This window comes from Paenibacillus sp. A14 (assembly GCF_036864815.1).
GTDB classification, from domain to species: domain Bacteria; phylum Bacillota; class Bacilli; order Paenibacillales; family Paenibacillaceae; genus Fontibacillus; species Fontibacillus sanfengchensis.
Genome location: NZ_JBAGJD010000001.1, coordinates 880,355 through 900,571, shown reverse-complemented (window position 1 = coordinate 900,571; position 20,217 = coordinate 880,355). Strand labels below are relative to the sequence as shown.

Genomic DNA, 20,217 nt, shown 5'->3' with positions numbered 1-20,217 from the left:
CCCCTTTTTTTTGGTATTCTTAGGTGAGGTTAATGAAGAAACCTAGCTATCGTACTTATTTCCTATATGTAATTAAAAAATAGTAACATAATTGCAACATCTTGAAGGGCGATCACGTCTGTAATGTTGCAAGGAAGGGGGAGCCTTAGTGGTAGAGCAGGGACTCATCAGAGCCGCTCAAACGGGCGATCGCGACGCTCTAATCACCCTATTGCGAGAAATAGAGACACACGTTTACAGGACAGCCTATTATATTTTGAATAATGAGCAGGATGCGTTGGATGCGGCGCAAGAAGCATTGATTCGGATTTATACCAAAATCGATTCTTATGAGGAAAAAGCCCAGTTCAAAACCTGGGTGCAACGGATTGTTACCAACATCTGCATCGATAAATTCCGCAGGAAGAAGCCCACCGTTTCCATTGAAGAGCATGAACTGGTTTTCCAGGGAAAGGAAAGCGTGGAACGTGAGGTCATGAGCGGATATTTGGCGCAGGATATCCGCGAAGCGATCGACCAGTTGCCTGAACATCACCGGACGGTTGTAGTTTTGAGATATTTGCAGGATTTTTCTTATAACGAAATTGCGGATAGCCTGAATTTGCCGCTGAATACGGTGAAATCCTATTTATTCAGGGCGAGGCAGCAGCTTCAACACTTACTCCAAGATTATCAGAAAGGTGGTGTATCGGGATGAATTGCTCGGAGGCGGTGGAATGGATGCATCGTTATATCGATCATGATCTGGACGAAGAACAAAGTTCAGTTCTGTTTGAACATATGGAGGGCTGCCCGGAATGCGCGGAGAAATTTGCTCTGCTGCAGGAGCTGTCGGCCAAGCTGGAAGATCTCCCCAAAGTGACCCCTCCCTTTAGTCTTGTCGATGCGATTCTGCCTCAGTTGGATGAGATCGACAGAGCACGCCGGGAAGGCGGAGCCGCGTTTGAGGTTCTTCCTGCTTCCATGGTCGCCGAAGAGACGGTGAGCGAGCTTAGCCGGAATGAACGGCGCCGGGAATCCGGCCAGCGGCGCGGGCGAATTTACCGGGCGGGTGCTCTTGGCGTGGCGGCTGCGGCCATTTTGGGCATATTCATTTATCAATACGAGCCCCAGAGCGTGCCTGAAGCTGAAATTACTTCCCAGACCGCGCAGGATAACAGCGCGAATGGTACCGCTTCGTCCATGAATGATTCCGGCGATAAAGCGAACGACGCTGGGGAAAGCGCTCCTTCGGAGCAAGCCGGTCGCGGTTCCGAGTCCGGTACGGGGCCGCAAGGAGACGGTTCCGCGCCGTCAGCTCAATTAGCACCCCCATCCTCGGAAACTCCGGTTCCTTCTTCCGGGAAATCCAAAGAGGCCGATTCGCAGCGAGGGGACAAAGACGCCGCTCCTCCTCGGGAAACGGGGAATGCGGATGCTCCTAAGCAGAAGGCCCTTATCCCTCCGGCACGGAGTAAAGGCGAAGGCACTGCGGACGGCACGAAGTCAGGCCAATCCGGGAATAGCCAGCCCTCGGACCAGCGGGGAGCAACGGATGGCAACGGCGGAGCGGCTAATCCGGATGAGGGCGTGGCCGATTCCATGATGGCCCAGGAGCTTCTTCCCCCGCAATCCGATTTAGATCAGGGCAAGATGTACGGGATTACACAGGCTCCGCCGGCGTCGGAATGGACCTCTTCGGACGGCAAGTATACGGCAGAGCTCCGCGATAACCGCTTGTATGTTTACCAGAATGTAGAAGGAGAACGTCAGCTTCTCACCGAGCAGTCTGTGGACGGCAAATGGTTGAGCGGAGAATGGTCAGATGACGGCAAGACATTTACTTTCGAAACGGAAAAAGATGGTGCTTCGTCCTCGCATCAGATTGAGCCGTCTCCGCAGGAGCCAACACCGGACAGCGGTTCAAACGGAAGCGAGCCCTAATCGCCGGAATCAAGAGAGATAAAATTTGACAAAATCCGCAACATGCTTTTTTTAACGGATAGTCACCTTTTCGGGAGATATGGAATAGGTTATATAGATAATAGAGAGCAAGATGAAGTGCCCCTGATCGTCGTATGACCGCCGGCGGGAAAGTTTCTAGAGCTTTTCCGCCCGCGTTTATATAGATGCTCCGGGACAAAGGGACCTTTCGCCACGTGCAGAGGTCCCTTTGTTGCCTTATCGGCCTCTTGGACGAATCGGGATTTTCACAGTATCATAAGAAGGAGAACATGGATAATCATATGTCGAAGTAAGGGAGTTGCCGAATGGATATTAAAGCCGCAGTCAAGCAATTGAAGCAGGGGCAGGTCTCCCCTTTATACTTATGCTATGGCACGGAGAAATACCAGATTCAAGAGTTCGTCGCTCTTCTGGAAGAGCAAGTGGTGGACCGTGAGCAGCGTGATTTTTCGCTCGCTGCGTTTGATCTGGCGGAAACCCCCATTGAAGCGGTGATTGAAGAAGCGGAAACCTTGCCTTTCCTGGCAGAGCGCAAGCTGATCGTCGTCCGCGACTCCGCGCTTTTTACCGCGGCGGCCAAGGAGGGCGGGAAAGTTGAACATAAAGTGGAAGCTTTGCTGGACTACATGGACAACCCGGCGGAGCATAGCGTCATCGTCTTCGTGGCTCATCATGAGAAATTGGATGAGCGGAAAAAAATCGTCAAAGCGATAAAGTCGGCGGGGACCGTCCTTTCCTTTATGCCGCTGGGCGGGAACGAGCTGACCCTTTGGGTTGTGCGCGAGGTGGAGAAGCGCGGCTGCCGCATCGGCCGGGATGCCGCCGAGGCGTTGATCGCGGCCTGCGGCGTGCAGATGTCGGCGCTATCGGTCGAGGTGGACAAGCTTTGCTTGTATGCCGGAGCGAACGGTATGATCGATACTGCCGCCGTCGACCAACTCGTAGCCCGCACCACCGAGCAAAACGTATTCGCGATGGTGGAGCACATCGCCGGACTTAAACTGGAACGGGCGCTGGGCATTTTCTATGAACTGCTCAAGCAGCGCGAGGAACCGATCAAAATTGCGGCGCTGATCGCCAGGCAGTTCCGGATCATGCTGCAGGTGAAGGATCTGGCGCGCCAGAGCTATTCCCAGCAACAGATTGCTTCCCAATTGGGACTGCACCCGTATGCGGTTAAAATTGCCGGAGAGCAGGCGCGAAAGTTCGAGCAGGCCCGTTTAAAGCAAATCCTTGCCGATTTGGCGCAGCTCGACTATCAGATGAAAAGCGGCGGCATTGACAAGGTGCTGGGGCTGGAGCTGTTTCTTTTGAAGCTGGGCGCGGCTTAGCAGATGTGCTGGTTTCGATGCGAAATGCAGTGTTGCACAGTTACGAATCGAGTTGCGGGATTTGACGCACCGGCTAGCCGCACTCTCAAATTCCAACAGAAAGACCGGGCTGAAGAAGTTACGATAACTTCTTCAGCCCGGTCTTTCGCTCCTTACTTCACCGCATAGATCCCTTCCTTGTACACCAAGCTATATACGATTCCTTTATCTTTATCGGCCTGCACAGTCTCATACACGTCATCCCGAACCAGGGGAACATTCCGGCCGTTCCGATCCACCTTGTAGATCCCCGGTTTATAACCTTTGGCCACATAATAAACATCGGAACCGCCGTTCACAATATAGGAAGCGGTGATTTGATCGCTAAGCTTGACTTCCTTTCCGAGCTTTATATCGTATCGGTAAAGAACGCCCATTCCCACAGGGGCATTACCTTCGTTCGCCAGGTAATAAATAAACCCGTCATGGAACGATACTTGAAAGACAGCTTTTTTCGCCACGGCCTGAGGGTTTTCTCCGTTCAGATCGCTTCGATACAGGAACCCTGTCTGTGCATCGATATAATAAATCCGGTCATTCTTCACCCAAAAGTTTCTGGCGGGGGAGGTCAGTTTGACCTGGGTTTGGTCCGCCAGGGAAATTTTATATACGGCGCTTTGGTCCGTGGGATCCTCATCCTTGTAACCTAACGCATACAGGTATCCGTCTTTGAGGTGCAGTGTTTCATCGGACGAATAACCGATTCCACCGTCGCTGATATCCCGGTGAATTCCGTAAGCAAAACCGGGCTCGCCCAAGGTAACTTCTTTGCCTGTCATCATGTCCATGCGGTAGAGGTTATTCAGCGGGTCGCCTATGGACATAAAGTCAGTGTAATAAAGTTCTTTGCCCGATTTCACGAACTGAATGAGGCTCTTGGCGCCGAGCACTTCCTTTAGCGAACCTTTTTCCACCCTATATAAGGTATCGGAACCCATCGTGTTATCACCGGAATGCAGGTTTACGTATAGTTCGCCATCGAACAGCCGGATGTCACTTAGCCAACCATCCGACGGACGCCACGAGCCAAGCGAGCAGACTTTCCGGGATTGGTTCTTGGCAAAATGATAAGCATGGAGTTCCGCCGAATCCTTTACCGTTGAAACGTAATAGAGTTCGTCTCCGATGATCCTCGTCGTATTTAAAGAAGGCTTTCCGGGGAGTTGAACCTTCGTTTCTTTCTGACCGTCCGCTTTTCTGTAAAGCACATCCGTAATTTTGACATCGCCATAGATACTTTTGTAATAATAAATATAGTTTCCGTGTTTCGTGATCGGCGTGAGGTGTTTTGTATAAAGGTTTACAGGCTTCCGGGAATCGGCCAGTTCCGCTTTGACCGCGTCCTTAACGGACAGCGTCCGGGCATGCTTCACATCCACGGGGGTGTCACCGATCACAATCAAGCCGTCCAGCCAACTGATCCGCTTCTCAAGCGCCACGGCGGCATCACGCAGTGGAAGAACGACCCGGCCGTTTATTTTTTGCGGCGGAACCTCCAATTCCACCGGTTTTTTGTTGACCAGCATCGTTTTGCTGTTCACTGTAAACTTGATGGATTTAGCCTTTGCGCTGTTGTTAATGAGCACGACGTCCGGCGTTTTCTGATTCCAGATCACATCCCACGTTCCCTCACCCCGCTTGCCGGATTGCCCGGCCAGATATCCCATCAGGCGAATGGGAACCAACACCCTGCCGTTCCTTTGCTCCACTTTATAATCTTCGTACAGGTCGGTCTTGTCCCCTTGAATAAACACCTTCCCTTGATAGTCGTAGGGGAGGATCACGCTTTGATAAAAGATGTCTTCCAAAGGTTTACTGCTGTTTTCTCCTTCGGCATAGGCCGGCAAGCCTTCGGCTCCCGCAAACAGGCACATGACCAGAAGCAAGGCGATAAATTGCTTTCTCATAAAAAATCCCCTCTCGCTAAAGCCCAAAATTTACCTTATGTAAAGTAGACGCTGTTATCAAACGGAAAGTTTCGGTCCGGCGTTAATCAAAGAGACCTGAACGGTATCGTTCAGGTCTCTTTGAGCTTAAGTTTATAAATAGCGACGCTTACGCTTGGGACGTAAGGGCGTTCAATTTTTTAGCCAAGCGGGATTTCTTACGGGCAGCTGCATTTTTGTGGATCAAACCTTTAGTAACGGCTTTGTCCAATTTTTTGGTTGCAGCGGCGAAAGCGGCTTTAGCTACTTCCACTTCGTTGTTCGCCAGAGCGGTGTCGGCTGTTTTAACAACCGTACGCAAAGCGGACTTTTGCGAAGCGTTCAGCGCGCGGCGCTTGTCACTAGTTTTCACACGTTTGATTGCGGATTTAATGTTTGGCATTGCATTCACCTCCTGTAAAGCATATATAAACCCAGATGATTCACAACTTAAAATATTTTATCATGCACCTCGTTAAAATGCAATCTATTCCTTAAAACAAAAGCTCCCCGTGCATAATCGCATTCTTATTCCCGCAAACTACAGGTAACTGAGGAAAAGGAGGTCTTCATTTTATGAATTTGGATCTGCGGGATTACTCCGTTCGCACCGATCTGGCCCTGGAATCGAAAGAAATGGCGGAAACGGCTTACGGCGGTCCGGTGCCGGGCCTGAACGAGCAGACCGAGGAACAGGACGGCATCCGAATAACCCGACTGGATATTGCGAATGAAACGGCGTCCCGGCATATCGGAAAAATGATCGGCCATTATATCACGTTGGAAGTCCCGGAGCTGCGCAGTCAGGATACCGAGCTGCAGGAGCGGGTAGCCGCTGCGTTTGCCCAGGAATTTACCCATTTTCTATCCAAAATCCATATCGGAAAAAATGCCAAGGTGCTGATTGTCGGACTTGGCAACTGGAATGTTACGCCGGACGCGCTCGGCCCTTTGGTCGTGGAAAACGTGCTGGTAACGCGCCACTTTTTTGAGCTGACGCCGGATCAGGTGGCTCCGGGATATCGGGACGTGAGCGCCGTCGCTCCCGGCGTGTTGGGAATTACCGGAATCGAGTCGAGTGAAATCGTGCAGGGAATCGTCGACCGGACCAAGCCGGATCTGATCATCGCCATCGACGCCCTGGCTTCCCGGTCGCTCGAGCGGGTCAATACGACGATTCAAATCGCGGATATCGGCATTCATCCGGGGTCGGGGATCGGCAATAAGCGGCGGGGCATCACCCGGGAAGTCCTCGGCGTGCCGTGCATCGCGATCGGCGTGCCGACGGTGTGCTATGCCTCAACGATCGTCAACAATGCGTTCGACCTGATGAAAACGCATTTTAGCCAGGAGAGCGGAGGCGCAACGGGCCGGCAAGGGCAGACCCGGCAAATCATGGGACTGCTCTCGGAGCTGAGCGAAAACGAACGGCTTGGTCTGGTGAAAGAGGTGCTGCAGCCGCTCGGCCATGATCTGATCGTAACGCCGAAGGAAATCGATGAGTTCATTGAGGATATCGCCAACGTGATCGCCAGCGGGCTTAATATAGCTCTGCATGAAGCGGTGAATCCCGACAACGTCGCCGCTTACACGCATTAGTTCCTACCCTTCTATGAAGTTCGCAATCTAGCGGACTTCTTTTTTTTGTGAGAATTCCAGGTTCTAACCCCTCCGCTAGGTTCATAGATTTGGAGTATACAAGATCGAGCCACGGGAAGACCGGCTGGAGGAGGAAAGACTAAATGAAATTCAGAGCCTGGAATATCGGGAAAATGAAAAGAAACCTGCTGCATGTGCTGGCGATGGGCCAAACCTTTTTGTTGCTGTCGGTACTGTCGGTCGTATTTTTTATTTTGCTGGGAACGTTGGGAATTGCCGAAAAGAACTTGAACACTTCGCCCGTTTCATCCATGAAAGGGCTGGCCGCCTCGCTGTCGAGCCGCTTCTTCATCGATATGGTCGGAATGGAGTTGCCGCATTCGGTCAACAAGGATCAGCCGCCCGCCTTTTCCGGCAGGCAAATGTCAGAGTTTGTGTTCCAGTTGCTGACGGACGTAAATCCGGCGGATCCGAAAAGCCTGGTCGCCCGCGAGGTGCCGGGGCTGGGGAAGGACAGTCCAATCCTGCTTCGCACCGGTTCCGGCAACACGACGGTGCAGGCGCCGGAGGATTACCGGCCGGGTACCGAGGGAAGCTCAGCGAACAATGGCGGTAAGGATTCGACGCCGGGGCAGCAACCGCCGGCGGAGAACCCCGGTAAGGATGCATCCGGCTCCAAAGGCATGGCGTCCGGCAACCACGGGCCCGGTCAGGAAGCCGGGGAGCCGGTCAAGCCGGGGTACAAAAACATTGTGATGATCTATCATTCCCATCCGCAAGAAGCCTATAACCCGCTCCTCGGAGCGAACGGAACCAATCCGAGCTCGACCGATAAGAACAAAAACGTCGGGCTGGTCGGGACCTTTTTGGCCAAGGAGCTGGAGCGAAAAGGCGTGGCTACGCTGCACTCTTTTGAGAACTACGCCGCTACCGTCAGCAATTACAATTACAATTATTCCTATAAATACTCCAGGGAGACCGTCAAAACGGCCATGGCGGAAAACGGCCAACTCCAGTATTTCATCGATATTCACCGGGACTCGCAGCGGCACGCCAAGACAACGACGACGATTGACGGCAAAAAGTACGCCCAGGTCTATTTCATCATCGGACACGCCAACGCGAATTGGAGAAAGAACGAGGCGTTTGCCAGTATGATCCATGACCGGCTGGAGCAAAATTATCCCGGCATCTCCCGGGGAATCTGGGGGAAGACGAGCTCTCAAGGCAACGGAGAGTACAATCAGTCCCTGTCCCCGCAGAGTATCCTGATCGAGGTTGGCGGGATCGACAACTCGGCCGAGGAACTGGAGCGCACGTCCAAATTGCTGGCCGGCATCATTGCCGATCTTTATTGGGAAGGCCAGGAAGTCAAAAAAGCCGGCGCCGTGGCCAAAGCGGAGTATCCGAAGAAATCGGAAAGGGCGAATAACGCGGCCCCTCAGGCGAATAAGAAATCCTAAGCGGCGGAAGGATGGGTTTCATGGCTAAACCGTTAAAAAAAGGAATGCTGTACGGCTTATTGCTGATCGCTGGAGTTACTTTTGGCATGCAGATGGCGGAGCCGGGGTCCGAGGTGAACGGATGGGTCCAAAACGGGGGGATGACTGCCGGGGGCGGGGGGGGGCAGCCTGGTGCCGCAGGCTGGCCACAGGGGACATGGCCCCAAAGCTCCGGTTATAACGGGAATACTCAAGTCCCCGGTTACGGAAATACAAGCGCCGGCAGCGGCGGAAATTATGGGGCAGGGGCGGGGACGTTGCCCGGGGGGACAGGTTCGTCCATGCCAGCAGCCGGAGGGATTCAGGGAACGCAAGCGGGGGATCGCGTTCTTGAGACGCCGGCCGATTTGCTGCTTCCCGCTCCTGAAGCCCCGGCGGTGGACCGCTTTGCGGATAAAGCGGCCCACCTGCTTCAGCAGGTTTCGCGCAAAAGCATTCACTGGTTTGCCTCCTGGTTCGGGCCTTCCCCGGAATAAGTTCGGGAATTCTGTCGAATTTCATTTATCCCTGGCACCTCCTTTGTTATAATGTTATGAGATAAATCTTCAAACAGTTATGGTATCCGGGGGTATTTTGAAGTTGAAGAAAATTACGATGCAGCAAATCGCCGATCATTTGGGCGTATCCAAATTTGTCGTTTCCAAAGCATTGTCGGGAAAAGGCGGGGTGAACGAAGTTACCAGAAACCGGGTCATCCAGGCAGCGTCCCAGCTTGGTTATTTCGCGCAGAAGAACGCCTATATCAAAAACCAGGCGCTTCCCCAGCAAACCGCTCCTACGCCGGGGAAGCAATCGGTCATCGTCCTGATGCCGAATATTCGTTTTCAGACGAAGGACTCACTCTATTGGGGGAAGATCCTGGAAGGCATTTCCACAGAGCTGGAAAGCCGGGGATTCGGCATGGTCATCGTGTCGGATTCCAGGATGGACCAGTTTATTCATGTGCTCAATCCGGACGGCATACTGGGAATGATCGGAGTCGGCCAGATCGATTCCGCTTTGTTGCTTGAGGTGCATCGGCTCGGCATATCGATGGTGCTGGTCGACCATGAGGACGCACTGATTCCGACGGATACCATTTTCGCCAATAATGGAGACAGCATGATGAGACTGTGCAATCATTTGATCGGGCTTGGACATAAAGAGCTTTATTTTCTTAGCAATTTGTCCTTTTCACGCAGTTTCCGGGACAGGTGGACAGGTTTCCGCGAAGCGATGGAGCTTAACGGTCTGAAGACGCAGCCGGCAAATGATCCTTTGCTGTGGTTGGAAGGCATTGATACTGGAGGATATCGAGAGGAATTGGCGGGGTGGTTGGAGATGAAGAAGAGGGAGCAAATGCTGCCTACGGCTCTGGTTTGCGCCAACGATTCTATTGCGGTTCAGACGATTTCCATTCTGCAGGAACTTGGGGTGTCCGTGCCAGAGCAAATCTCCGTAACGGGGTTCGACAATATTGATGATGCCTATCACAGCAATCCGGCGCTTACGACAGTTAATGTCCCCAAGGAAGCGATCGGGCGAAGAGCGGTAAAGAAGCTGATGGAGCGGATCGAACATCCGGATTTTAAGATTGAGAAAGTTCTGGTAACAGCAGAGCTGGTGCATCGCGGTTCTACGGCTGTACCGAAGAAATAGGCGGAGCAAGTCTTACTAAAAAACACCTTCAAGCAGAATCCGCTTGAAGGTGTTTTTAATAGATTCAACCAAATAGATAAGCTTACTTCAGGGACAAGTTACGGTTGATCAGTTCGATTCTTTGCTCGACGCAAGCGTAAGAGCGCATGGCGTCTTCCGGCGTGTTTATGACATAGTCCAGCAGGCGGTCCACCGTAGAAGTAGCGACATGGACGCGCGTATCGGAGGAAGCGTAGTAGATAAACACGTCGCCGCTGTCCGTCGCGATGACGCCGTTGCAGAACACGACGTTGGATACGTCTCCGACCCGTTCTTCGCCTTCCGGTGCAATCAGATGTCCGCCAGGACGGTGTGTGACTTCGTAAGGCTTCTCCAGGTCCGAAAGGAAAGCATAGAGTACATATCTGAGCCCGGCCGCCGTGTTGCGTACTCCGTGGGCGATGTGGAGCCATCCCCGGTCGGTTTTGATCGGAGCGGGGCCCTGGCCGTTCTTGACTTCCTTAATCGTATGGTAATAGCGCTCATCGATAATAATCTCCTTATCGATCACCGCGTTCTCGATCGATTCGGACAACCCCCAGCCGATGCCGCCGCCGGAGCCGGTATCGATGAAGCCGTCCTGCGGACGCGTATAGAACGCATATTTGCCGTCGACAAACTCGGGATGCAGAACGACGTTGCGTTGCTGTGCCGAGCCGGTTCTCAGATCGGCCAACCGTTCCCAGGTAACAAGGTCTTTGGTGCGGGCGATCCCGCACTGGGCGATGGCGCTGGAAAGATCGCCGCGCGGAGCGTCGGGATCCTTGCGTTCGGTGCAGAAGAGGCCGTAAATCCAGCCGTCTTCATGCTGGACGAGGCGCATATCATACACGTTCGTATCCGGCTCATCCGTCTCCGGCAGCACAACCGGCCGATTCCAGAAGCGGAAGCCGTCCACGCCGTTATCGCTCTCCGCTACGGCGAAGAAGGACTTCCGGTCAACCCCCTCGACCCGGGCCACCAGATAGAACTTGCCGTTCAGTTGAATCGCCCCGGGATTAAACACACCGTTCACGCCGAGCCGTTCGGAGAAATAAGGGTTCGTCTCCGGGTTGAAATCGTATTTCCAGACCAGCGGAGCATGCTCGGCCGTAAGCACCGGATATTTATGACGGTCATAAACTCCGTTTCCGTACGGGACAACCTCGTTTGGCCGTTGAATCAGCGTTTCGTAGCGTTCGGTGAGCTGTTTTTTTCTTTCTTCGAATAAGTTCATAATAATTCCCTCCAATGATTTTGATTTCTTATTTGAACAACATTTGCTTTAAGGCAGACGCTCCAGCATTTCCATACAAGCCCGGCCATTGTGGTAAGGGCATTTCCATGGACTTACTTTCGGTTCATGCGGCAGCGGTTGACCATTCCGGTCGACGCCCCAGTGCCATTCGCCGCCCTCGCGATCCACGATGTAGTTCTGAATAAAATCCCAGGACGTAAGAGCGGCCCTTTGGAACTTATCGTCCTTTGTCATTTGATAGGCATTGTAGAAACCGACCATCGCTTCGGCTTGCGGCCACCAGTCTTTGTTCGCATCGGTCAACCCACCGGCATCCGCCTCGTTCCAAATTCCGCCGTCCTTGTCGATGCCTTTGGCATGTACGGCTTCCGCCATGGCGGAAGCCACGTCTTTGACTCTGCCCAACACTTCCGGATTGCCCAGCACCTCCGCCGCTTCGACAAGCAGCCAGCTCCCCTCGATGTCGTGACCATAGGAGATATGATCGCTTTTGACCTGCCAGGTCTCATCGAAGAACAGCCAAAAGTGGGCGCTGTCGGGATTAATGATGTGATCAAGGGTCACATCGATCAACCCGCGCAAGCTGCTCTCCAGCTCAGGGTCCTTCCAGACCCGATACAGGTTGGTGTATGCCTCAAGGACATGGAGATGGGTGTTCATGGACTTTTTCTCGTTTAAATCCTTGTCGCTGAGGCTGAGTTCCCCGGTAGGCTGCCAGTCGCGGGAGAGAGCCTCGAAATACCCCTTATACTCGTGGTCATAGCTGTGTTTTTCGAGCAAACGGTACAAGTCGATGGCCCAATCGAGCGCTTCCTGCCGGCCGTTCGCCCGGTAGTATTCGGCTAACGCGTAGATGGCGAAGGCCTGGCCGTAAACCTGCTTTTTATCCTGTGACGGCCGTCCCAAGTAATCGACCATCCAGTAAAGCCCGCCGTATTCCCGGTCCACAAAATGATCTCGTAGGTAATCATATGCCCGCCCGGCCATTTCAAGATAAGCCGGATCGGGGTACAGACGATAGGCGGAGGAATACGTCCACAAAATCCGGGCGTTCAGCACCAGACCTTTGTCGGCTTGGCGGTTCACCCGGAGTTGATGGTCGATCTCTCCGATAAACCCGCCGTGTTCGGTGTCGATCGTGTGATCGATCCAGTATTGCAAAATGTTGTCCTGCAGCTCACGCCGGAGCTGCTCTTTCCAAATTTTAGCATCCATAATGGAATTTCCTCCTATGCTTTGGTTACCGCCAGCTTGGCGGAAAAAGCGGCCTTAATCACCTCGGCGGCCTCTTTGCCGTAAACGCAATAACCGTCATGGACCGCCGCTTCTTCGCGGGCGTACAGCTTGGCGGGCCAATCCCACAGCATGAAGCCGCCCACCCAGTCGCGTTCTCCGCATTTTTGGAACATCGTGCGGTAATATTCCGCTTGTTCGCTATGATTGATATCGCCCTGATGCATCCAGTCGTTTGGCATCGCGGCGGAACCCGTGCGGTTCGGACAGCCGGCCTCCATAAACAAGAAGGGTTTTCCGAAGCGCTTTACAACGCTTTCAATGCGATCCAGTTGACGATCCCAGTCATCGATCGGGTAATATCCGCTGGAGCTGATAAGATCCAAATCGTCCCACCATGTCACGTTGTCTTCCTGGTATTTGTCGCAGTTGTAGGTAACCAGCCCGCCGTAAATCTTTCTGACGTCGGAAATCAGTTTCCGCCATTCGCTCTCCCGCCGATCGGTCTGGACCATTTCGCAGCCGATGCAAAACATTTCGCAGCCGGTGTCCTCGGCGATTTTTGCATAGTGCAGAATGAACTCCCCGTAAGAAGCAAACCAATCCGACCATTTGGGCTCACAGGGAACATCCTTGTCGAAGAAATTGATATGTGCGCGCCATGTCCCGTCCGCACAGTTCACGATCGGCTTCAGGCAAACTTGAAGGCCCAGGGACTTGGCTTTCCGGATCGCCCAGCGCACTTCCTCATCGGTTACGGTAGGCTCTTCCCAGTAAGGGATTTCCGTGGAAAAGGCGGTTGCCTGAAACGCGGAGACGGCGAGTGTCGCCCAATTGACTCCGGTCGTTTCGACCATCGTTTCCATGGAGTAACCGGCCGCCTCATTGCCCCAGGTACCTCTTTCTCCCATAAAGCCCCATGTCATTCCGGCAGCATACGCTTTACCTTGATTCAAATGATTCACCTCGTTGATTGGTAAAATGTGGATTTGTTATTATTTTGTTATTAAATAATATAACAAAAACGCTACCTACGTTTAATATAAGGCGAAACATTACCGCTTTCAATACTTTATTTTTGCGATTTGTTGAAGTTTTAACGGATATAACAAAAAACCGCCCTTGTCGTCAGGCGGTTTGAGCTTTAAATTTAGTTCGCGATCTCTTTGACCGAGTCTCTGTAAATGATTTTTCCTTGGACCAAGACCCTGCCGTTGCGGCGGTTCGGGCTTGAGATTTGCTCCATGATCGCCTCTACGGCGGTCCGGGCCATTTGGGTGATGTCCACTTCCACGGTAGTAAGCGGGGGATTGGTCAATGTAGCGTAGACATCGTTATCGAATCCAACCACAGAGCAATCGGCCGGTACTTTATAACCGTTGGCCGTAAGACGCTCGTATAGATTATAAGCGACCTGATCGCAGTTGCAGACGAAGGCGGTAGGCATCTTGTTTGGCAGCTCGATATCCAGATACACCCCCTTTTCATCGCGATCGTTCAGGAGCAGCCGATCCTCAAAAACAAGACCATGCTCAAGAAGGGACTTGTAGTATCCGAGGAAACGATCCTGAATGCTGCTGGTGGAATAGATGTTGCCGACGTAGGCTATTTCCCGGTGTCCCATGCGAATCAGGTAATTTGTGATTTCATAGGCCCCGTAAAAATTGTCCGTAACAATGGAATCAATATCGGCGTGCTCATCGTAGAAATCAAGGAAAAGCTTGGGCAGGTCCATATTTTGCACAATTTCTATATACGGCTTGCTGATTTGCCCGAGAATTATAATCCCGTCTACCTTGTTCTCGCTATAAACCCTCGGAAAGTTCAACTGCTCCTCATCTTCGCTGCTTAATATATTCAGAATTCCGAAGTATCCGTATTGATCCAGATGGATGGCGATTTGTTGATACACTCTCAAGTAAAAAGAATCATTCATTCCCGTAAACCGCTGAGGGACCATGACGCCGATGTTATAGGAGTAGCCGTGTTTGATCGACTTGGCCGCAGAATTAAAACGGTATCCCATCTCGCTGGCCACCATTCTGATTTTCTGCTTCAGGCTTTCGCTGACCCCTTCTTTGTTATTAAGCGCTTTGGATACGGTTACACTGCTGACTCCCAATTTATCAGCGATATCTTTCATGGTTATGTTGCTTTTCATAAATTTAAATTCACCGTCCTATAAAAACTTCACCGGAATCAGCGTAAACATCAAAGTTAGTATACCTTTATAGCTTATAAATATAAAGATGTTTATGAAGTGAGGTAAAGTTAACAAATTGTTAACTTGATAATTACTTAATATAAATTAATGGATTGACTAGTAAACGCTTTAAATATAGAATATGAAATTAGTTTATCGATAACTTAATTTATAAACTTGAAAGGGGTTAATGTTCGTGAGTAAAAACAAAGCGCTTATGGGGTTTCTGGCACTGCTGCTAGTGTTAACGACGCTGGCCGGCTGCTCCAAAAGCGGTAATGCAAACGAAGGTGCAGGGGATACTTCAGGCAATAAGGGGGGCGGGTCCTCCGGAGAAATTACGGTTATTACGCAAAGAACCGATATCGTGGATACGGTATTTAAAGAATACGCCGCCGAATTCAACAAAGAGCATCCCGACATTAAAGTAAATTTCCAGGCGTTGTCCGACTATGAAGGCCAGATTACCGTACGTATGAACTCCGATGATTACGGTGATGTGCTGTTGATACCTACCAGCATTCCGCTTGTCGACACGCCGGAGTTCTTTGAACCCCTAGGCGATTTGGCCGAATTGAAAAAACAATACATCGGGCTGGATGAGCGAGCGATTGACGGAAAGGCTTACGGAATTCCGGTCGCGGTTAACTTCTCCGGGTTGATTTACAACAAAAAGGTGTTTGCGGATGCCGGCGTGACAACCGCTCCGAAAACGCCGGAGGAATTTATCGCCGCCTTGAAAGCGATTAAAGCCAAGGGTGACGCTATTCCGCTCTACACGAACTATGCCGACGGCTGGCCGCTGACGCAATGGGAATCAGTATTGACGACCGTAGCCGGCAGCGTGGATTACGTCAATGTGGATCAGCCGAACACGGATGAGAATTTCGTTCCCGGCAAACCTCACTATGAGCTGTACAAAGTGCTCTACGATGCGGCGAAAGAAGGTCTCATCGAACCGGATCCTACGACCACGAACTGGGAAGCTTCCAAAGCGGATTTGGCCAACGGCAAAATCGGCGCGATGGTCGTAGGTTCCTGGGCGATCGGACAAGTACAGGCTTTGGCTCCGAATAAGGAGGATATCGCCTACATGCCATTCCCAACCAATGCCAGCGAAGTTATCATGCCGTTGGCCGGCGACTACAACATCGGAATCAACAAGTACAGCAAAAACAAAGAAGCGGCCCGGGCGTGGATCGATTGGTTTCTTAACAAATCCGATTACGCCACAGTACAGGCTGGCGGGATGAGCCCCGTTGTGGGTGCTCCGCTTCCTGAAACGTTAAAGGCATTCGAAGGAACCGCGGTGAAATTCGAATTGCAATCCCCGGCCAAGCAAGGTCAAGAGGGCCTCGTCGACAAAATCGACAAGGATGCCGAAATCGGCTTGTGGCAGCCTGAATTCAAAAAACGGATTATCGAAGCAGGCATCGGTAACCTGAATGAGTCTTTTGACGACATTATGAAAGACCTCAATGAAGCATGGGTGAAATCCCGTGCGAAAGTGATGAAATAATCGGCGAGGACGGGTACGCAGTTTTTTTGCACCGGAAAAAGGGGAGGCTTGCCTTCGCACGCTTCCCCGCTTAACTTTCACAGATAGATAAAAAGAGAGAGCAATACAGCAGGACCTTTGGAGGTGCGAGTGGTGTTTAAGAACCTAAGCTACAAAACTCAGCGGAAAATTATCATCTTCGCCTTTTCGCTGATTCCGGTGGTGTTATTGTTTACTTTTGCGTATTTGCCGGTCTTCAATATGTTTAAATACAGCTTTACGGACTGGAACGGATACAGTAAACATTATGACTTCGTCGGATTTGAGAACTACAAAACGATTTTTACGGATTCCAAATATTTCAGCGTCTTTAAAGTCAGCTTGTATTACTTTGTGGCTACCTTTGTACAAATGGGGCTGGCTTTGTACTTTGCCACGATTCTTAGTTTTAACGTCCGCTTTAAAAATTTTTTTAAAGGGGTTTTGTTTTTTCCGTACCTATTGAATGGCGTCGCCATCGGCTTCATTTTTCTGTTCTTCTTTAGACCGGACGGCACGCTGGACACGATTATGCAAGCCTTGGGCCTTGGAGCTTATACGCAAGGTTGGCTCCTGAACCCCAATATCATTAACATTTCGCTTGCCGGAGCCTCTCTTTGGAGATACATGGGCTTTAACTTCATTATATTTCTGGGAGCGATTTCCTCCATCGGACGAGATGTCTATGAAGCTGCGGACATTGACGGGGCCAACCGCTGGCATCAGTTTCGTCATATCATTTTGCCGAGCATCAAAAGTATCGTGCAGCTCAATCTGATTCTGGCGATCAGCGGGGCGATCAGCGCGTTTGATATCCCGTACATTATGACCGGCGGTTCCAACGGAAGTAACACCTTTGTCATTCAAACCGTGACGACGGCGTTCAAATACAACAAGCTGGGCCTGGCCTCCGCCATGGCGGTCGTTCTGCTCTTTATCGTGATCATTGTGACTTTACTGCAACGTTTGCTGATTAAGGAGGAGAAGTGACTATGTACAGAGTCAAGTATGCCACCGCCAATTTGATCAAGTATGCCAGTTTGCTGTTAGGCACGTTAGCCGCACTCATACCGATTTTCGTCGTTTTCTTTGCTTCATTTAAAACAAATAAGGAGTACGGCACAAGCAGTCCATTGACACCTCCGGACAACTGGCTGAATTTTGCGAACTACACCAAAGCTTTTACCAACGGAAAAATGCTGCTCGGTTTCGGGAATACCGTCATTATTCTGGTGATTTCAATCATTGGCGCTACCTTGATCGGTTCGATGATCGCCTATGTACTGAATCGTTTCAAGTTCCGCGGCAGCAAGTTACTTATGGGGGCTTTTTTGTTGGCTACCCTGATTCCGAGCGTAACGACCCAGGTCGCCACGTTCCGGATCATTAACTCCTTGCATCTGGTGGATACCCGTTTTGCGCCGATCCTGTTGTATCTGGGAACGGACATCATTGCCGTTTATATCTTTATGCAATTTTTGGACTCGATCTCGGAATCGCTCGACGAATCGGCGATGCTTGACGGAGCTTCCTATTTTACGATTTACTGGAAGATCATTTTGCCGCTTCTCGCTCCGGCTATCGTCACCGTCATTATCGTTAAGGGTGTAAATATCTATAACGATTTCTATACGCCTTTTCTGTACATGCCGAGTGAAGATTTGCAGGTGCTGTCCACGGCGCTCTTCAAGTTCAAAGGGCCTTACGGTTCTCAATGGGAAGTCATTTGTGCGGGAATCATGATTACCATTGTGCCGATTTTGATCGTATTTTTGTCGCTGCAAAAATATATTTATAACGGTTTTGCCCAAGGTTCCGTTAAATAAAATTAATTTCGTAAAGTTAGAGAGGAGAACTTCTAATGACTAAAGTTCAAATTATCGGAGAAAATCTGTCCAACCTGCCTTGGCAGGACAAACCTGAAGGGGCCGTGGGCCCGGTTTGGAGACATAGCGAAAACCCGGTAATTCAGAGAAACCCGGCAAAGGGCATTGCCCGAATCTTCAACAGCGCCGTAGTCCCTTACGAAGGAAAGTATGTCGGCGTATTCCGTGCGGAAACGATCAACGGACGCCCGCATTTGCACTTGGGGCATAGTGAGGATGGACTAAACTGGAAGATCGACGAGGAGCGCATTCCGTTCGTCAATGAGGCGGGGGAGCCGTTTCAGCCGAATTATGCCTACGATCCCCGGCTGGTGAAGGTAGAGGACACGTACTACATTATTTGGTGCACCGATTTTTACGGCGCTTCCATCGGGGTGGCGAAGACGAAGGACTTCAAGTCTTTCATTCGTCTGGAGAATCCGTTCCTTCCTTTCAACCGCAACGGGGTGTTGTTCCCGAGAAAAATCAACGGCAATTTCATGATGCTTTCCCGTCCCAGCGACAGCGGCCACACCCCGTTCGGCGACGTATTCCTGAGCGAAAGCCCGGATTTCGTATACTGGGGCAAGCACCGTCACGTCATGAGCAAGGGCGGCCAAGGCTGGTGGCAATCCGTTAAAATCGGGGGCGGACCTGCTCCGATCGAGACGAGCGAAGGCTGGCTAATGTTCTACCATGGCGTAACGGGAACCTGCAATGGTCTCGTATACAGCATGGGAGCGGTGATTTTGGATCGGGATGAACCGTCCAAAGTGAAATACCGGTCCAGTACCTATGTGCTGACACCCGAGGAATGGTATGAGGAACGCGGGTTCGTTCCGAACGTTGTGTTCCCGTGCGCTACGCTGACCGATGCGGAAACGGGCAGAATCACGATTTATTACGGCGCGGCCGATACTTATGTCGGCGTCGCTTATACAACCGTTCAGGAGATTGTGGATTATGTGAAAGCGACCCATGAAGCAGTGGGCGACGACGCGGAAATCGGCGTGATGTAATTAATGAAGAAAACGGATAATCCCATCCTTGCGGATGGGATTATCCGTTTATGGGAATAGGGAGGTAAACCGAATGGCCAACGATAAAATAGAGGACCTGTTACAGTACAATGGGATCAGTCCGAAACCCCGGGACTTTGATGCGTATTGGGAGAGAGCGGTAGCGGAACTGGACGCCCAGCCGCTAAAGTTTCAACTGGTTCCGGCGGATTTTCAAACTCCGCATGCGGAATGCTACCATTTATATTTTACCGGGGTAGGAGGAGCCAGGGTCCATGCGAAATATGTGAAACCCAGACACCAGAAGGGGAAGGGGCCGGGATTGGCCCTGTTTCACGGCTATCACGGCGGCAGCGGGGATTGGTTTGACAAGGCGGCTTACGCGGCTCACGGCGTCACCGTCATCGCGCTGGACTGCCGCGGCCAAGGCGGGCTTTCCGAAGATCGTTCCGTCGTTGAAGGGACGACCTTAAAAGGCCATATTATCCGGGGGATCGATGAAGCGGACCCCGACAAGCTGTATTACCGCAACTGTTTTCTGGACCTCGCGCAAACGGTCCGTATCCTGAAATCGATGGAGCAGGTCGATGCGGACAAAATCGCCGTTCACGGCTGCTCCCAGGGCGGGGCCCTGACGGTGGCTTGCGCCGCCCTGGAACCTTCGGTCAAGCTTGCGATCCCGGTCTATCCGTTCCTGAGCGATTACAAAAAAGCCTGGGAACTGGAAGTGATGTCCTCGGCTTATGAGGAAATCGCCTATTACTTCCGCTTCATGGACCCGCTGCATACGCGGGAAGCCGAAGTGTTCGACAAACTGGGGTACATCGATATTCAGAATTTGGCGGACCGCATCCGGGCCCGGGTGATCTTCGTGACGGCCCTGGCCGATCCGATTTGCCCTCCGATTACGCAGTTTGCCGTGTATAATAAGATCAGAGCGGACAAAGAACTCGTGGTTTACCACGAATACGGGCACGAATATTTGCCGAATTTGAGCGACCGGGTGCTGCAGGAGGTACTGAAACTGTAAAATCGTCGTCTTTTGCCGGCACCCGGATTGATGCCGCCCTTTGCAACTGATATAATAAATTGATTGTACTTCAAGG

At 51.5% G+C, this 20,217-nt stretch carries 18 protein-coding genes; 12 read left to right on the top strand and 6 right to left on the bottom strand.

What is annotated here, in order from left to right:
* Positions 1–148 precede the first annotated feature (148 nt).
* The 3 genes from V4U88_RS04385 to holA all read left to right on the top strand — a co-directional run bounded on the left by V4U88_RS04385 (position 149) and on the right by holA (position 3,275).
* Positions 149–697, top strand: a complete 549-nt coding sequence (locus V4U88_RS04385; RefSeq protein WP_334072004.1) for an RNA polymerase sigma factor — start codon at positions 149–151, stop codon at positions 695–697.
* A complete protein-coding gene (locus V4U88_RS04380) occupies positions 694–1,923 on the top strand; it encodes an anti-sigma factor family protein (RefSeq protein WP_334072003.1) in 1,230 nt (409 codons plus the stop codon). Before V4U88_RS04385 ends, V4U88_RS04380 begins: the two co-directional genes overlap by 4 nt.
* Before the next feature lie 326 nt (positions 1,924–2,249).
* Positions 2,250–3,275 (top strand): DNA polymerase III subunit delta, encoded by a 1,026-nt coding sequence (gene holA, locus V4U88_RS04375; protein ID WP_334072002.1) that lies wholly within the window; start codon positions 2,250–2,252, stop codon positions 3,273–3,275.
* 152 nt (positions 3,276–3,427) lie between these two features.
* Here the strand turns inward: holA and V4U88_RS04370 are convergent, their stop codons facing one another.
* Both V4U88_RS04370 and rpsT read right to left on the bottom strand, forming a co-directional pair.
* Positions 3,428–5,221 (bottom strand): DUF5050 domain-containing protein, encoded by a 1,794-nt coding sequence (locus tag V4U88_RS04370; protein WP_334072001.1) that lies wholly within the window; start codon positions 5,219–5,221, stop codon positions 3,428–3,430.
* Between the two features lie 148 nt (positions 5,222–5,369).
* A complete protein-coding gene (gene rpsT / locus V4U88_RS04365; RefSeq protein ID WP_334072000.1) occupies positions 5,370–5,642 on the bottom strand; it encodes a 30S ribosomal protein S20 in 273 nt (90 codons plus the stop codon).
* Between the two features lie 173 nt (positions 5,643–5,815).
* Between rpsT and gpr the strand changes: the two genes are divergently transcribed.
* The 4 genes from gpr (at position 5,816) to V4U88_RS04345 (ending at position 9,978) form a co-directional block, all read left to right on the top strand.
* Positions 5,816–6,838 carry a GPR endopeptidase gene (gene gpr, locus V4U88_RS04360; RefSeq protein ID WP_334071999.1) on the top strand — a complete coding sequence of 341 codons (1,023 nt, stop codon included), beginning with the start codon at positions 5,816–5,818 and terminating at the stop codon, positions 6,836–6,838.
* A gap of 143 nt (positions 6,839–6,981) precedes the next feature.
* Positions 6,982–8,301 (top strand): stage II sporulation protein P, encoded by a 1,320-nt coding sequence (locus tag V4U88_RS04355; RefSeq protein WP_334071998.1) that lies wholly within the window; start codon positions 6,982–6,984, stop codon positions 8,299–8,301.
* Between the two features lie 20 nt (positions 8,302–8,321).
* Complete coding sequence (locus tag V4U88_RS04350; RefSeq protein WP_334071997.1) at positions 8,322–8,816, top strand: hypothetical protein; 495 nt, start codon at positions 8,322–8,324, stop codon at positions 8,814–8,816.
* Between the two features lie 103 nt (positions 8,817–8,919).
* Entirely contained in the window at positions 8,920–9,978 is a 1,059-nt protein-coding gene (locus tag V4U88_RS04345) for a LacI family DNA-binding transcriptional regulator (protein ID WP_334072078.1), read from the top strand.
* Between the two features lie 82 nt (positions 9,979–10,060).
* Here the strand turns inward: V4U88_RS04345 and V4U88_RS04340 are convergent, their stop codons facing one another.
* The 4 genes from V4U88_RS04340 to V4U88_RS04325 all read right to left on the bottom strand — a co-directional run bounded on the left by V4U88_RS04340 (position 10,061) and on the right by V4U88_RS04325 (position 14,648).
* Positions 10,061–11,233, bottom strand: a complete 1,173-nt coding sequence (locus V4U88_RS04340) for a glycoside hydrolase family 130 protein (protein ID WP_334071996.1) — start codon at positions 11,231–11,233, stop codon at positions 10,061–10,063.
* A gap of 48 nt (positions 11,234–11,281) precedes the next feature.
* A complete protein-coding gene (locus tag V4U88_RS04335; protein WP_334071995.1) occupies positions 11,282–12,469 on the bottom strand; it encodes an AGE family epimerase/isomerase in 1,188 nt (395 codons plus the stop codon).
* A gap of 14 nt (positions 12,470–12,483) precedes the next feature.
* The gene (locus tag V4U88_RS04330; RefSeq protein WP_442951868.1) at positions 12,484–13,413 is read right to left on the bottom strand and encodes a glycoside hydrolase family 113; all 930 of its coding nucleotides are present in this window, start codon (positions 13,411–13,413) and stop codon (positions 12,484–12,486) included.
* Between the two features lie 224 nt (positions 13,414–13,637).
* A complete protein-coding gene (locus tag V4U88_RS04325) occupies positions 13,638–14,648 on the bottom strand; it encodes a LacI family DNA-binding transcriptional regulator (RefSeq protein WP_334071994.1) in 1,011 nt (336 codons plus the stop codon).
* Positions 14,649–14,886: 238 nt separating this feature from the next.
* Here V4U88_RS04325 and V4U88_RS04320 point away from each other — a divergent pair, with 238 nt between their 5' ends.
* From V4U88_RS04320 to V4U88_RS04300, 5 genes are all read left to right on the top strand, one after another.
* Positions 14,887–16,209, top strand: coding sequence for an ABC transporter substrate-binding protein (locus V4U88_RS04320; RefSeq protein ID WP_334071993.1), 1,323 nt, complete (start codon positions 14,887–14,889; stop codon positions 16,207–16,209).
* A 132-nt stretch (positions 16,210–16,341) separates the two neighbouring features.
* Positions 16,342–17,217 (top strand): carbohydrate ABC transporter permease, encoded by an 876-nt coding sequence (locus V4U88_RS04315; RefSeq protein ID WP_334071992.1) that lies wholly within the window; start codon positions 16,342–16,344, stop codon positions 17,215–17,217.
* Positions 17,218–17,219: 2 nt separating this feature from the next.
* A complete protein-coding gene (locus tag V4U88_RS04310) occupies positions 17,220–18,053 on the top strand; it encodes a carbohydrate ABC transporter permease (protein ID WP_334071991.1) in 834 nt (277 codons plus the stop codon).
* Positions 18,054–18,088: 35 nt separating this feature from the next.
* Entirely contained in the window at positions 18,089–19,111 is a 1,023-nt protein-coding gene (locus V4U88_RS04305; protein WP_334071990.1) for a glycoside hydrolase family 130 protein, read from the top strand.
* Positions 19,112–19,184: 73 nt separating this feature from the next.
* Entirely contained in the window at positions 19,185–20,141 is a 957-nt protein-coding gene (locus V4U88_RS04300) for an acetylxylan esterase (RefSeq protein ID WP_334071989.1), read from the top strand.
* The last annotated feature ends 76 nt before the right edge of the window (positions 20,142–20,217 follow it).

Bases quoted from the DNA above. Each gene is read 5' to 3' on its own strand.
- V4U88_RS04380 (WP_334072003.1), top strand. From the start codon at position 694: ATGAATTGCTCGGAGGCGGTGGAATGGATGCATCGTTATATCGATCAT.
- holA (WP_334072002.1), top strand. From the start codon at position 2,250: ATGGATATTAAAGCCGCAGTCAAGCAATTGAAGCAGGGGCAGGTCTCC.
- V4U88_RS04370 (WP_334072001.1), bottom strand. From the start codon at position 5,221: ATGAGAAAGCAATTTATCGCCTTGCTTCTGGTCATGTGCCTGTTTGCG.
- rpsT (WP_334072000.1), bottom strand. From the start codon at position 5,642: ATGCCAAACATTAAATCCGCAATCAAACGTGTGAAAACTAGTGACAAG.
- gpr (WP_334071999.1), top strand. From the start codon at position 5,816: ATGAATTTGGATCTGCGGGATTACTCCGTTCGCACCGATCTGGCCCTG.
- V4U88_RS04355 (WP_334071998.1), top strand. From the start codon at position 6,982: ATGAAATTCAGAGCCTGGAATATCGGGAAAATGAAAAGAAACCTGCTG.
- V4U88_RS04350 (WP_334071997.1), top strand. From the start codon at position 8,322: ATGGCTAAACCGTTAAAAAAAGGAATGCTGTACGGCTTATTGCTGATC.
- V4U88_RS04340 (WP_334071996.1), bottom strand. From the start codon at position 11,233: ATGAACTTATTCGAAGAAAGAAAAAAACAGCTCACCGAACGCTACGAA.
- V4U88_RS04335 (WP_334071995.1), bottom strand. From the start codon at position 12,469: ATGGATGCTAAAATTTGGAAAGAGCAGCTCCGGCGTGAGCTGCAGGAC.
- V4U88_RS04330 (WP_442951868.1), bottom strand. From the start codon at position 13,413: ATGACATGGGGCTTTATGGGAGAAAGAGGTACCTGGGGCAATGAGGCG.
- V4U88_RS04325 (WP_334071994.1), bottom strand. From the start codon at position 14,648: ATGAAAAGCAACATAACCATGAAAGATATCGCTGATAAATTGGGAGTC.
- V4U88_RS04310 (WP_334071991.1), top strand. From the start codon at position 17,220: ATGTACAGAGTCAAGTATGCCACCGCCAATTTGATCAAGTATGCCAGT.
- V4U88_RS04305 (WP_334071990.1), top strand. From the start codon at position 18,089: ATGACTAAAGTTCAAATTATCGGAGAAAATCTGTCCAACCTGCCTTGG.
- V4U88_RS04300 (WP_334071989.1), top strand. From the start codon at position 19,185: ATGGCCAACGATAAAATAGAGGACCTGTTACAGTACAATGGGATCAGT.